Origin of the sequence: Pseudomonas sp. Sample_10 (assembly GCF_004321495.1) — a bacterium.
GTDB lineage: Bacteria > Pseudomonadota > Gammaproteobacteria > Pseudomonadales > Pseudomonadaceae > Aquipseudomonas.
This window is the reverse complement of sequence record NZ_RCOE01000164.1, coordinates 1-12,594: the sequence shown is the minus strand read 5'-3', so window position 1 is coordinate 12,594 and position 12,594 is coordinate 1. Positions and strand designations below refer to the sequence as shown.

The 12,594-nt window shown below is 56.4% G+C and carries 16 protein-coding genes and 1 tRNA gene; 11 read left to right on the top strand and 6 right to left on the bottom strand.

Annotation, left to right across the window (positions count from 1 at the left end; all coding sequences use genetic code 11):
* Positions 1-64: 64 nt before the first annotated feature.
* Positions 65-268 carry a hypothetical protein gene (locus D8U18_RS16415; protein ID WP_130905432.1) on the bottom strand — a complete coding sequence of 68 codons (204 nt, stop codon included), beginning with the start codon at positions 266-268 and terminating at the stop codon, positions 65-67.
* A 286-nt stretch (positions 269-554) separates the two neighbouring features.
* On the opposite strand from D8U18_RS16415, the gene D8U18_RS16410 reads away from it, so the two are divergent.
* The 3 genes from D8U18_RS16410 to D8U18_RS16400 all read left to right on the top strand — a co-directional run bounded on the left by D8U18_RS16410 (position 555) and on the right by D8U18_RS16400 (position 4,747).
* Positions 555-1,760, top strand: a complete 1,206-nt coding sequence (locus D8U18_RS16410; protein WP_130905433.1) for an acetyl-CoA C-acetyltransferase — start codon at positions 555-557, stop codon at positions 1,758-1,760.
* Positions 1,761-1,784: 24 nt separating this feature from the next.
* Positions 1,785-3,929, top strand: a complete 2,145-nt coding sequence (locus tag D8U18_RS16405; protein ID WP_131108013.1) for a 3-hydroxyacyl-CoA dehydrogenase NAD-binding domain-containing protein — start codon at positions 1,785-1,787, stop codon at positions 3,927-3,929.
* A 95-nt stretch (positions 3,930-4,024) separates the two neighbouring features.
* Positions 4,025-4,747: an amidotransferase gene (locus D8U18_RS16400; RefSeq protein ID WP_056853810.1), complete on the top strand. Its 723-nt coding sequence runs from the start codon at positions 4,025-4,027 to the stop codon at positions 4,745-4,747.
* A gap of 89 nt (positions 4,748-4,836) precedes the next feature.
* Here the strand turns inward: D8U18_RS16400 and D8U18_RS16395 are convergent, their stop codons facing one another.
* From D8U18_RS16395 to D8U18_RS16385, 3 genes are all read right to left on the bottom strand, one after another.
* On the bottom strand, positions 4,837-5,808 hold the full coding sequence (locus D8U18_RS16395; protein WP_130905435.1) for a magnesium and cobalt transport protein CorA: 972 nt from the start codon (positions 5,806-5,808) through the stop codon (positions 4,837-4,839).
* Between the two features lie 145 nt (positions 5,809-5,953).
* On the bottom strand, positions 5,954-6,676 hold the full coding sequence (locus D8U18_RS16390; RefSeq protein ID WP_056853808.1) for a 1-acylglycerol-3-phosphate O-acyltransferase: 723 nt from the start codon (positions 6,674-6,676) through the stop codon (positions 5,954-5,956).
* A 214-nt stretch (positions 6,677-6,890) separates the two neighbouring features.
* Positions 6,891-7,580: a crotonase/enoyl-CoA hydratase family protein gene (locus D8U18_RS16385; protein WP_056853807.1), complete on the bottom strand. Its 690-nt coding sequence runs from the start codon at positions 7,578-7,580 to the stop codon at positions 6,891-6,893.
* Positions 7,581-7,888: 308 nt separating this feature from the next.
* On the opposite strand from D8U18_RS16385, the gene D8U18_RS16380 reads away from it, so the two are divergent.
* From D8U18_RS16380 to D8U18_RS16345, 8 genes are all read left to right on the top strand, one after another.
* Positions 7,889-7,978, top strand: a tRNA-Ser gene (locus D8U18_RS16380).
* Positions 7,979-8,285: 307 nt separating this feature from the next.
* Complete coding sequence (locus tag D8U18_RS16375) at positions 8,286-8,468, top strand: hypothetical protein (protein WP_082557555.1); 183 nt, start codon at positions 8,286-8,288, stop codon at positions 8,466-8,468.
* Between the two features lie 98 nt (positions 8,469-8,566).
* Positions 8,567-8,887 carry a YbjQ family protein gene (locus D8U18_RS16370; RefSeq protein WP_056853806.1) on the top strand — a complete coding sequence of 107 codons (321 nt, stop codon included), beginning with the start codon at positions 8,567-8,569 and terminating at the stop codon, positions 8,885-8,887.
* A gap of 149 nt (positions 8,888-9,036) precedes the next feature.
* On the top strand, positions 9,037-9,225 hold the full coding sequence (locus tag D8U18_RS16365) for a hypothetical protein (RefSeq protein WP_056853805.1): 189 nt from the start codon (positions 9,037-9,039) through the stop codon (positions 9,223-9,225).
* A 310-nt stretch (positions 9,226-9,535) separates the two neighbouring features.
* On the top strand, positions 9,536-9,904 hold the full coding sequence (locus D8U18_RS16360) for a hypothetical protein (protein ID WP_034150136.1): 369 nt from the start codon (positions 9,536-9,538) through the stop codon (positions 9,902-9,904).
* A 111-nt stretch (positions 9,905-10,015) separates the two neighbouring features.
* Positions 10,016-10,489 carry a glycine zipper domain-containing protein gene (locus D8U18_RS16355; protein ID WP_130930964.1) on the top strand — a complete coding sequence of 158 codons (474 nt, stop codon included), beginning with the start codon at positions 10,016-10,018 and terminating at the stop codon, positions 10,487-10,489.
* 125 nt (positions 10,490-10,614) lie between these two features.
* Positions 10,615-10,803: a hypothetical protein gene (locus tag D8U18_RS16350; protein ID WP_056853803.1), complete on the top strand. Its 189-nt coding sequence runs from the start codon at positions 10,615-10,617 to the stop codon at positions 10,801-10,803.
* A 108-nt stretch (positions 10,804-10,911) separates the two neighbouring features.
* Positions 10,912-11,124, top strand: coding sequence for a hypothetical protein (locus D8U18_RS16345; protein WP_131108012.1), 213 nt, complete (start codon positions 10,912-10,914; stop codon positions 11,122-11,124).
* Positions 11,125-11,624: 500 nt separating this feature from the next.
* On the opposite strand, the gene D8U18_RS16340 is transcribed toward D8U18_RS16345, so the two are convergent.
* Both D8U18_RS16340 and D8U18_RS16335 read right to left on the bottom strand, forming a co-directional pair.
* The gene (locus tag D8U18_RS16340) at positions 11,625-12,017 is read right to left on the bottom strand and encodes a hypothetical protein (protein WP_131108011.1); all 393 of its coding nucleotides are present in this window, start codon (positions 12,015-12,017) and stop codon (positions 11,625-11,627) included.
* Positions 12,014-12,594, bottom strand: a 581-nt coding sequence (locus D8U18_RS16335) for an enterotoxin A family protein (protein ID WP_277752476.1), incomplete at its 5' end; no start/stop codon positions are given. The genes D8U18_RS16340 and D8U18_RS16335, both read right to left, overlap by 4 nt.

Genomic DNA, 12,594 nt, shown 5'->3' with positions numbered 1-12,594 from the left:
ACGCTGACCCGGGTAGCGAGCCAGTCACATTTTTATGTGGCGATAATTAACTCTGGCGCTTGATTCAGCCGATCACCTTCGTCAGGTTCGGCACGATTAACAACAGCGTGGTGGCGAAAAGAATGAGCCCGGCTTGACGAACTTTCGATTGTTTGAACATGGCTTGACCGCCTTTATTGTTATTTCCTGATGCCTGCCTGCATATCTCCATGACGGCAGCGCGATGCACTTCCTGTAGCACGAGCGCCTCGGCAAAACCCGACGACAACTTCGTACACCTTCACCTTAGAGCCCGCGTCACACTTGGTTTAGATCCATTTAGTATGGTGTTCTCGAAAATCGCTATCAAAACGGCATGAGGCCTATTGCCAGCTTCTTGGGCGGCCTTTTGCTAGACACCTGCGCGTCCTGCACCGGTTCACCGAGCCAGGGATGACCGTCCGTCTGAGCGTGACCGTCAACTTCTGTGAGCGTTGCGGTCATTGAAACCATCGCGCCCTGGGCCAAGAGTGGCAGCTGTGTTTTCCCCATCTGCATCGCGCTTCGAGGACGTCATGACCCAAGCTTTGATTTTCGACGCATTACGCACGCCCCGTGGTAAAGGCAAGGCCGACGGCGCCCTGCACAGCGTGAAACCGGTGAACCTGGTCGCAGGATTGCTCACGGCGCTGCAACAGCGAACGGCCCTGGATACCAGTCAGGTCGATGACGTGGTCCTTGGCTGCGTGACGCCGATCGGCGATCAAGGCTCCGATATCGCCAAAACCGCCGCGCAAGTGGCGGATTGGGACGTCAGCGTAGCCGGTGTGCAGATCAATCGATTCTGCGCGTCCGGGCTGGAGGCGGTGAACCTGGGGGCGATGAAAGTGCGCTCCGGGTTTGAAGACCTGGTGGTCGTTGGCGGCGTCGAGTCGATGTCGCGAGTGCCGATGGGCAGCGACGGCGGGGCATGGGCATTGGACCCTGCCACCAACCTGCACAGCCATTTCACGCCGCAAGGCGTGGGCGCCGACCTGATTGCCACCCTGGAAGGGTTCAGTCGTGAGGACGTCGATGACTACGCACTGCACTCGCAACAGAAAGCCGCGCGAGCGCGGGCCGATGGCTCGTTCAACAAATCGCTGGTGCCAGTGCAGGATCAGAACGGCATCATCCTGCTTGATCATGATGAGTTCATTCGTGCCGAATCGACCCTGGAAGGGCTGGCCAAGCTCAAGCCGAGCTTCGAAATGATCGGGCAGATGGGCTTCGACGCCACGGCGCTGCGGGTCTACAGCCATGTGGAGCGGATCAACCATGTCCACACCCCAGGCAACAGTTCGGGGATCGTCGATGGCGCGGCATTGATGTTGATCGGTTCCGAAGCCAAGGGCCGGGCGCTCGGCTTGCAACCCCGGGCGCGAATCGTCGCCACGGCGGTCACCAGCACTGACCCGACCATCATGCTCACCGGCCCCGCGCCAGCGACGCGCAAGGCGTTGGCCAAGGCCGGGTTGCGGGTAGAAGACATCGACCTGTTCGAGGTCAACGAGGCTTTTGCCTCCGTGGTGTTGAAGTTCATCAAGGACATGGCCGTCGACCCGCAAAAGGTCAACGTCAACGGCGGCTCCATCGCCATGGGCCATCCGCTGGGCGCTACCGGTTGCGCGATCCTCGGCACCTTGCTCGATGAACTGGAGGTGCGGCGTCAGCGTTATGGCCTCGCGACCCTGTGTGTCGGCGGCGGCATGGGCATTGCCACCATCATCGAACGCCTCTGAGCCTCGCCTTCAAGGAACCTGTTTATGAGCCAAGCCATTCGTTACGAAAAGGGCCAGGACCAGATCGTCGTCCTGACCATCGACATGCCGGGCCAGAGCGCCAACACCATGAACGCGGTGTACCGCGAAGCCATGGCAGACTGCGTCGCCCGCCTGGTCAGCGACAAAAACAACATCGCTGGCGTGATCATCACGTCGGCGAAAAAAACCTTCTTCGCCGGCGGTGACCTCAATGAGCTGATCAAGGTCGGCAAACCCGAAGCCAAAGCCTTTTACGACATGGTGCTGACCCTCAAAGGCCAGCTGCGCACCCTGGAGACCCTCGGTAAACCGGTGGTCGCCGCCATCAACGGCGCGGCACTCGGCGGTGGCTGGGAAATCTGCCTGGCCTGCCATCACCGGGTAGCGCTGGACAATCCGTCGGTGCAGCTCGGCCTGCCGGAAGTGACCCTGGGCCTGTTGCCGGGCGGTGGCGGGGTGGTGCGCATGGTGCGCATGCTCGGCCTGGAAAAAGCCTTGCCGTACTTGCTCGAAGGTAAAAAAGTCCGGCCACAGCAGGCGTTGCAGGCGGGATTGATCGATGAACTGGCAGCGGACCACGATCAACTGCTGGCCAAGGCGCGGGCATGGATTCTTGCCAATCCCGGCGCGGTGCAACGTTGGGATGTGAAGGGCTATCAGATTCCCGGTGGCACGCCGTCCAACCCCAAGGTCGCGCAGATGCTGGCGATTGCTCCGTCGATCCTGCGCAGCAAAACCCAGGGCACCATGCCCGCTCCCGAAAAAATCCTCTGTGCGGCAGTCGAGGGTGCACAGGTGGATTTCGATACCGCGCACCTGATCGAAACCCGTTATTTCACCGAACTGACCACCGGCCAAGTGTCGAAAAACCTGATCGGCACTTTCTGGTTCCAACTTAACGAAATCAATGCCGGCGGTTCCCGGCCTCAAGGTTTTGCGCCTTATGCCACCCGCAAGGTCGGCGTGCTGGGTGCGGGCATGATGGGCGCGGGTATCGCGTTTGTCAGTGCATCGGCGGGTATCGACGTGGTGCTCAAGGATCTCAACCTTGCGGCCGCCGAGAAGGGCAAGGCGCACTCGGCCGCGCTGCTGGACAAAAAAGTGGCGCGCGGGCAGATGAGCGTCGAGCAACGTGAAACCGTGCTGGCGCGCATTCATCCCACGGAAAACGATGCCGACCTGGCGGGCTGCGACCTGATCATCGAAGCGGTGTTTGAAGATCGAGAGTTGAAAGCCAAGGTCTCGTTGGCGGCGCAGAAAGTCGTCGGCACGGACGCGGTGATCGCCTCCAATACCTCAACCCTGCCGATCAGTGGTCTCGCCACCGCGGTCCCGGACCAGAGCAAGTTCATCGGTCTGCATTTCTTCAGTCCCGTGGAAAAAATGCCCTTGGTGGAGATCATCAAGGGCGCCAACACCAGCGACGAAACACTGGCGCGCGGCTTCGATTTCGTCCTGCAAATCAAGAAGACCCCGATTGTGGTCAACGACAGTCGTGGTTTCTTCACTTCGCGGGTGTTCGGCACCTTCACCAACGAAGGCATCGCCATGCTCGGCGAGGGCGTCAGCGCTGCGATGATCGAGACCGAAGCGCGCAAGGCCGGCATGCCTGTCGGTCCTCTGGCGATCTCTGACGAAGTTTCACTCAGCTTGATGAACCATATCCGCCAGCAAACCGCCAAAGACCTTCAGGCAGAAGGGAAACCGCTGATCGAGCACCCGGCGTTTGCCGTGATTGACTTGTTGCTCAACGAATACAAGCGGCCGAGCAAGGCCGCCGGGGGCGGTTTTTACGAGTATCCAGCCGGTGGCCAAAAACATCTTTGGCCGGAATTGAAAACCCGTTTCGAGAAGGCCGAGGGACAGATTTCACCGAAGGACGTACGCGATCGCCTGCTGTTCGTTCAAGCCATCGAAACCGTACGCTGCGTGGAGGAAGGTGTGCTGACCTCGACGGCTGATGCCAACGTCGGATCAATCTTCGGTATCGGTTTTGCCCCCTGGACCGGTGGCGCGCTGCAGTTTATCAACCAGTACGGGATCAACGATTTCGTCGCGCGTGCCCAATACCTGGCCGGGCAATACGGCCAGCGCTTCGCACCACCGGCGCTATTGCTGGAAAAGGCTGCCAAAGGGGAGGCATTCTAAGGGACAGGTGACGCACCGAAGGGCTTGCCTTGATACCGTGTTTCAAGGCAGGCTCTGGGGTGTGCATTATTCCCATCACGTGTCAGGTATTTTTTATGTCGTTACGCATCTGCATTCTGGAAACCGACAACCTGCGTCCGGAATTGGTCGACCAGTATCAGGGCTACGGGCAGATGTTCAAGCGCCTGTTTTCGCAGCAACCGATTGCCGCCGATTTCACGATCTACAACGTGGTGCAGGGTGAATACCCGAGCGATGACCTGACCTTCGACGCTTACCTGGTCACCGGCAGCAAGGCCGATTCCTTCGGCACCGACCCATGGATTCAAACCCTCAAGGACTATCTGCTGACCCGCTACAAGCGCGGCGACAAACTGTTGGGCGTGTGTTTCGGCCACCAGTTGCTGGCCTTGTTGCTCGGCGGCAAGAGCGAACGCGCGAGCCAGGGCTGGGGCGTCGGCACGCACAAATACAAACTCGCCGCCAAGGCACCGTGGCTGAACCCGGTGCGTGAAGAGTTGACCCTGTTGATCAGCCATCAGGACCAGGTCACCTCATTGCCGGAAAACGCCACGGTGATTGCATCCAGCGATTTCTGCCCGTTTGCCGCGTACCACATCAACGATCAGGTGCTGTGCTTCCAGGGCCATCCAGAATTCATTCACGACTATTCCCGCGCCTTGCTGGAGATCCGTCAGCAAGCGCTGGGCGAGCAGGTGTATTCGAAAGGTATCGCGAGCCTGGACAGCGAGCACCACGGCACCACGGTAGCCGAGTGGATGATGCGTTTTGTGGCGCACAAGCCAGAAACCGTTTAATCAGTTAATACCTCGCTTGCGCAGGACTATTGCAATACCTGTGCGAGCGAGGCTTGCTTGCGACCGAGTGCGAAGCATTCGCCGAGAATTCAAAGCCAACCCGACTTCTTGAAACTCGTCCATAAACCCACGCAACCCACCGCAATAAACCCCAGCACACCGAAGTAACCGTAATGCCAGGTCAGTTCGGGCATGTTCTGAAAGTTCATCCCGTAGATCCCTGCCACCGCGGTCGGGAACGCCAGGATCGCCGCCCATGCAGCGAATTTGCGCTGCACCACACTTTGGCGCGACGCCTCCAGCAGCACCCCAACTTCGATGGTCTGGCTGGCGATATCCGCCAGGGTCGTCAGGTCTTCCAACTGCCGAGTTACATGAATCTGCACATCGCGGAAATATGGGCGCATGTTCTTGTCGATAAAGGGAAAGTTCAGTTTTTGCAGTTCCTCGCCGATCTCCACCATGGGCGCCGCATAACGGCGCAGGCGCAGCACATCGCGGCGCAGGCTGTGAAGATTCTGGATGTCACGTTCATTCAACGAGCCACACATGACGTTGCGTTCCAGCTCATCGATCCTGGCGTGAATCGCTTCGCCCATCGGCTGGTAGTTTTCAATCACGAAATCGAGGATGGCGTAGAGGACGAAATCTTCCCCGTGCTCCAGTAACAGCGGGCGCGCTTCACAACGCTGTCGGACGTAGGCGTAGGACGCCGAATGACCGTTACGCGCAGTGATGATGTAACCATTGCCGGCAAAAATGTGGGTCTCGATGAACTTGAGTTTGCCGTCTTCCATAATCGGAGAGTACGTGACGATGAAGAGCGCATCGCCGAACGTTTCCAGTTTCGGGCGACTGTGTTTTTCCAGGGCGTCTTCGATGGCCAGTTCGTGCAGGTTGAACTGGCGTTGCAGGTTGTACAGTTCCTCTTCGTTCGGCTCTTCAAGGCCGATCCAGACAAAGTGACCAGGCTTTGCAGCCCAGGCCGCGCCTTCGTCGAGGGTAATATTGGTGACCTTTTTACCCGCGCTATAAACCGCAGCAGCAACAACTCTACCCATGGTCTTGGTTCACTTCTTCTTGGCAGCTTCAATTGGCAAATGGCCGTGGCAGGCATGTTCAGCTTAGCCTTGTCTGCTGCTTGAGAGTCAGTGAAATCTGCACAGTTCACCGGCAAAAGAAAACCCGCACAGGGCGGGTTTCTTTTCAGGCCGATTGCAGTTGCCGGTCCATCGAATCGATGCATTCGCGCATCTGTTCACGACACTGGGCCATCAGCATCGGCATGTCATCAAGGCTTAAGCCTGCGGTGGGAATCGCTGGCAACGAACGGATCAGAATTTTCCCACTGCGCCAGCGGTTCAATCGCATGTGCTTGACGTAGCTACTGACACACACCGGCACGATCGGCACTCCCGCGGCAATGGCCATCTGGAACGCGCCTTTCTTGAACGGCAGCAACGCTTCGCCCAGATTGCGCGTGCCTTCCGGGAACACCCAGATCGAGGTGTCTTCGTTTTGCAGGGTGTGGGTGGTGGTCAACATCGACTGGCGGGCCTTCTGCGCATTGCCACGGTCGATCAAAACGTTACCGGCCAGCCAGAACAACTGACCAAACAACGGGACCCACTTCAGACTCTTCTTGCCGATGCACACGGTGCGGCGGGGGACTACGTTGCCGAAAACGAACAGGTCGTAGTTGGACTGGTGGTTGGCAATGATCACGCAACTGTCGGGTTTATCCATCAACGGCCCGACTTCGGCCTTCACCCGCAAACGCAAAATACACATCGCCGGCCACGCATAAAGGCGTGCGCACAGGCGGCTGTTGTCCGGATTGAACGGACGACACAGGCCGAGAATGACGCCCAGCACACCCGCTACAACAAAGTGCAGGCCCATCAATGACATACGTAAAACAAACAGCATTTTCAGGCCCCACCGGGACAAAAGGTGGCGCAGTGTACGGATGTGCACTGTTTTCGGCAATTGCGGCTATAGAGTCGGAAGATGGCCGATGTTTGAGTACATGTTTCTGAATCTTGGGTAAGACGTGTTCTAGAGCGGTTACCTGCTTTTCGTCGATGCCTGAATGAAAAAGCCCGACACGACGGTCGGGCTTTTCGCTGACGCGGAGCCGGGCTTAACCCAAATGCTCCTGGTCCTGGATGATGGCGTTGTCCAGAGCCTCCAGCAACGATTTGCGAACCTTCAACTTGGTGTTCTTGTGGGCCGTCATGTTGATCTTCTTCAACTGACGAGCCGCCGCCAGCGCAGCGCTTTGGAGCTCTTCGGCTGCTACCACCACGTCGAGGAACCCGGCATCCACAGCGGTTTGCGGATTGAACATTTCACCGTTGACCACCGAACGTTGCAGCGCCGCTTTGCTCAGGCGATCACGAGCAATCTCGATGCCGGCATGGTGCATGGTCATGCCGATCTGCACTTCGTTCAGACCGATGCTGAACGGGCCTTCGACACCGATGCGATAATCGGCCGACAACAACAGGAACGCACCCTTGGCTACGGCATGCCCAGGGCAGGCCACGATTACCGGGAACGGATGCGACAACAGGCGGCGGGCCAGCGTCGAGCCGGACGTCACCAATGCCACGGCTTCTTTAGGGCCGGACGTCATCACCTTCAAGTCATAGCCACCGGACAAAATCCCTGGCTGCCCGGTAATGATCACCACCGCGCGATCAGTCACCGCCTGATCCAGCGCAGCGTTGAAGGCGGCAATCACGTCCGGGGAGATGGCATTGACCTTGCCATTGCTCAAGGTCAGGGTCGCGATACCGTCTTCGAGATGGTAGGAAATCAACTCACTCATGACGCTATTCCTTTCAGTAAAGTAGGGCAGACGTTACTCACCGCCACCGGCCAGGTAAAGCACCGTGACTGACCCACCAGTCACCCTTTACCCGCCCGGCAAGCGTAGCCCGCCGCACCTGCCGCGCATTCCCCTCTATATAGAGGTGGGCGCGAAGCCGGAGATTGGCCGGTTTGCCATGTCTTTGAGCGATCGCAATCGGGCAACTGCGTTAACCGCATGAAAATTCTGAAAAAAATGTTTGCCATCAGAAATGCTTTCGACTACATTAGCGCGCCTCGACAGACAGAACATGTTTGAAGAGATACGGTGAAGTGTCCGAGTGGCTTAAGGAGCACGCCTGGAAAGTGTGTATACAGGAAACTGTATCGAGAGTTCGAATCTCTCCTTCACCGCCAAATTCGATGTAAACAAAACCCCTGGTTTCGAAAGAAACCAGGGGTTTTGTTGTTTCTGGTGGTTGAATTTCCAAAGTAGATACGAAGGTGCTTCTGAATTTGATGTAGGACGTTGGATCGACGTGTAGGACGGTGCGTTGGAAATCCGTGCATTCAGACGCCTGGATAGATTCAGCTCTTGATAAAGGCATTCCCGCAGGGGATTCGTTTTGTGCCTTCGTTAGGGTACAAGATGAATCAAAGGGCAGCGCAACCTGGATTGCCCCTTCATCAGGACGGATACGCGTACGTGATGCAGGAACTCACCATGAAGCAGGCAGAGCTGGAAAAGATTCATGTGGAGATCGTCAAGCTGATGGCGCAGCAGCGCAAGTTGAACGCTGAGGCTGGCAAGATGACCCGAGAAACTTTCTGGTACCCGGTTGCGGTCGCTACAGGGCTGATTGGCACAGTGGCGACGGTCACTGCGGTGTTGGTCAAGCTCCTCTGATTCCACGTCTGTCATACGCTCCCGATCAGAGTTGGCGACGCAGCATTCATGTCGCGCAGCGTGCATGCGCTTCAATATTTGAATAAACAGGAACCCCAATGATCACCACTACCACCCATTCCATCGAAGGTCGGCAAATCACTGCTTACCTCGATATCGTCAGTGCCGAGTCGGTGCAGGGCGTCAACGTGATTCGCGATATGTTTGCCGGGATGCGGGATATCTTTGGTGGGCGCTCGCAGACGCTGGAGCGCGCATTGAAAGAAGCGCGCATCCAGGCCACTGAAGAGATCAAGGAGCGGGCGCGGGCGCTGCAGGCGGATGCGGTGGTGGGGCTCGATTATGAAATCAGCATGCCGGCCGGGAAGGGTGGGATGGTGGTGGTTTTTGTCACGGGTACGGCGGTCAAGCTTCGGTGATTGGCATTTGGCCACTCGTCGGGCGCGCTACGATCTGAACGGCAAGTCCAGTAATGACCGGCTAGTCTCAAAATCCTTGGTGATCGATATTTTTTCAGGCAATTGGGCTTGCCGGTGTCGATCCCGCTTTTGAGCAGAGGGGTGAAGAGATGGCTGATCCGTATATTGAAGACGACGGCGCAGAGTATCCGATCAACAACTATGTACAGTGCGGCCAGACGCAGTATGTAGCCAGCTTTGGTGAGGACCAGACCGAGGTAGACAAGATCAAGACCCGGGCTTGTCGGGTGCTGAAGGGCAAATTCCTGCCCAGGGTTTCGGCGCCGACCAGGAAATAATGGACATTGAGCAGACCCCGTCATCGAGCGGGGTTTTTTATGCGGGTGACATTGTGTGAATGTTTTTTTAACCCGGTTTTTTTTCACAAAGTTTTCACAAGGACCTACGTAGGCTCAACTCATCCGTTAGAAGCAACACCCTGCCCGTTCCCCAGCGGGCTTTTTTTTGCCTGTCATAAAACCTTTCCGAAAAATGCTGTCCAACCGTCGCTAATAACGAGGTTGAGCGCGCGCATGTCTGGACATTTTCTCCTCTAAAGCATTCAATCTCGCCCCTTTCGTTTACACCCCTATTTTTGAGGTTTTTGTCATGCGTTTCACACTGCCTGCTCTGGTTCTGGGTCTTCTGGTTGCTCAAGGTGCAATGGCTGGTGACGGCACTGCCGCCATCGGTGGCGGTTTGGGCGGTGCGCTGGGTAACGTCGTAGGCCAGAGCATGGGCGGCAGCACTGGTGCAGCCATTGGTGCTGGTGTTGCAGGCGCAGCGGGCAGTGCGGTTGCGGCTAAAAAAGGCCACCGTACCAGCGCTGCCATCGGCGGTGGCGTGGGTGCTGCCGGTGGTTCGGTGATCGGCAACAGCTTGGGCGGCAAGACCGGTTCGACCATCGGTGCAGGCCTGGGTGGCGCTCTGGGCGGCGGCGTAGGCAGCAACCTGGCCAAGGGTCACAAGCGTCACTGATCATAAATGATGTTTCGAAAGAGCCCGGCCTAATGCCGGGCTTTTTGGTTATTGAACGTTTCTCGGTGTAATCCCTCCAATCTTGCATACCCCCGAAGAATGAGGCGTGCCATGAACCCGAAAACCAAAGGCGATGCAGTTGTAAGCCTGAGTGCTCTACGTATGAAGTTGCCCGCGATTGTTTTTGGATTGTTCCTCTCTCAAGCGGCGTTGGCGGCCGGTGACGGTACGGCAGCGGTAGGTGGTGGACTTGGCGGTGCACTGGGCAACGTAGTCGGTGGTCAGATGGGTGGCAGCACCGGGGCCGCCATTGGTGCCGGTGTGGGCGGCGCGGCCGGTAGTGCGGTTGGCGCGGAAAAAGGTAGCCGGACGGAAGCAGCGATTGGTGGTGGTCTTGGTTCGGCAGGTGGCTCGGTAATCGGCAACAGCATTGGCGGCAGGACGGGTTCTACCATCGGCGCAGGCCTGGGCGGTGCAGCTGGAGGCGCCGTTGGTAACAATTTGGGGGATGGCAACGACAGCTCCCATTCTGGCGGCGGACATAAACACAAGAACAAGCACAAGAACAAACACAAAAATCATTGATACAGCGTGTATCAATGTAAGAACCCGGCCAAGCGCCGGGTTTTTCATTTCTGGCTATACCTCAGGAACGTTTTGGCAGTCAGTTGCCTCGAACTTCATACACCCCTGCACAATTGAGGTTCGCCATGACTCCCGAAACCGAAGGCAATGAAGAGAAAGGCCCGAGCGGTTTGCCCTTTATCAACGACCCCGGCAACGAAGACCCTGGTTCCCTGATGGACGATGCGACCGTACCGCTGAACGACTCCGATGACGCCGGCGACGTCGGAAACCTCGAGTTTGAAGATGAGGATGAAGACGGGGAAGAGGATTGATTGCGCGCCACTGCGGCGGTGACCGGTTGTCTTGCAGATAGAACCCGGTGCCTTGTGGATATCTCAAACGTTCAGAGCCTGCATTTCAGGCTCTTTGCGAGGTGCACCATGATCCCTGACCCGAAAGATTCCGACATCGACGACACCCCGGAGTATCCGCTGCCTTCACCGACCGATCCCCTGAGCCGTGACCAGCGCCCACCCGACGAGGATGCCGGGATCGAGCAAGTTCCCTACGAAGATGTGAAGCGCACGGATGTTGAGGCCATCCCCAAAGACCCGGACATTGCCGGCAAGGATAATTCGGGCGAACCCAGTTAATGTTCCTACGCCACATAGCCGCTCGTCGATTGAGCGGCACCCTTGAAAAGTGGCTGCTGCCAGAAATCAGGTAAGCACTTTCTGAGGATATTCGTCATGAACAGGTCGACATTGACTGCGGTGACGGTAGTCGGGTTGTTGTCGCTGGGTTCTGTGTTGGTGTATGCCGGCAACGACGCGCCCGTCGACAAGGGCGGGATGCCGCCGTCTACGGAAATGAACGCGGGTGCCGGCCCCGAAAATGCGTTGCCACCGGGGTCGATTGAGAGTGGGAATGGGGGGGATGCGGATGGGGGTAGTATTAGTTCGGAGACGAGAAAAGGCGCAGGAAACGGACAGACAAGTAGTGAAAATGATGGAGCGAATGACACAGAAGGGAAGAAGGGTCGTTAGTGTGATGCAGAGAGGGGTGTGTCAGAGCCCGGCGGTTTGCTGGGCTTCTTGCATTAGTTGATATTCATCAACAATAAGATAGTGTGTTCGCTACGATTTAAATGTTCCTATCTCCTCAATGAGTCAAGCCAATTTCTATAGAATTCTCTTTGTTGTTCAATGTCATTTGTGATGTCAGCTTCTTCATAGTCGAAAATGTTAACAATGTCTGCAGGCTCACTCGGTACTTCCAAGCGAAGCTCATACGCCACTAGTCCAGAGGACATTTGTGAAGACATCCTCGACGGATGAACGTTGAGCTTGGCTCCTTTACATAAGAATTTTGTTTCTGGAAAGTCGGCTCTTATTAGCCCGAGACACTCATACAAATCATGGGCTTCATATGTTTTTTTCGAATCGTTTTCCAAAGTCATGGTTAATGTCCGATTTTGCCTGTCACATTCGATCAGTGCCTTCTGAGTAATTCCGTTTTTTTTAGTAACTACTTCAACTATTTTCATGGCCACTTCCTGTAGGGATTAGGAATGGAATAACCCTCATAGCTTCCATCGGCACGTACCGGGGTAGCACCAAGGATATCTTTACTATCTATCCCACCTGGCATGGCTATTTCCTTTTCGTTCTTATGAGGTGAGAGCAAGCCAAGTTTTTTATTTACATCTATTCCTCGAATGTTTTTTATTGCATAAACGAATCCATCTTCAAAGCCATAGCTGGTTGCGAATTTTACGGCCTCAGTTTCGGAGGTTGAAGTACTGACAAAAAAACTCGGAGGGTTTCGGTTGTCTCGTGCGTGTAAGTAGATGTCCATACTCATTCCCAAAGGTTCAAATCCGCTTTCGAAAATCTCCCAAGACTCTCGAGAATCTCCACGATACAGATAACGATTCCTGGCGGTTGGAGAGGGCGTGTTTGGCATCCCCTCATCAACCTTAACCATCCCCGCCGAATTCGCCGGCCTATTACATCCACCGGTACCCGGACAATCACTCAACCCCAACGGATCCACCCACCCCGTCGGGTTCGGCGTATACCGATACGGGTTCAACCCGCCGGCCAGCTTCACCGGGTCCGGTG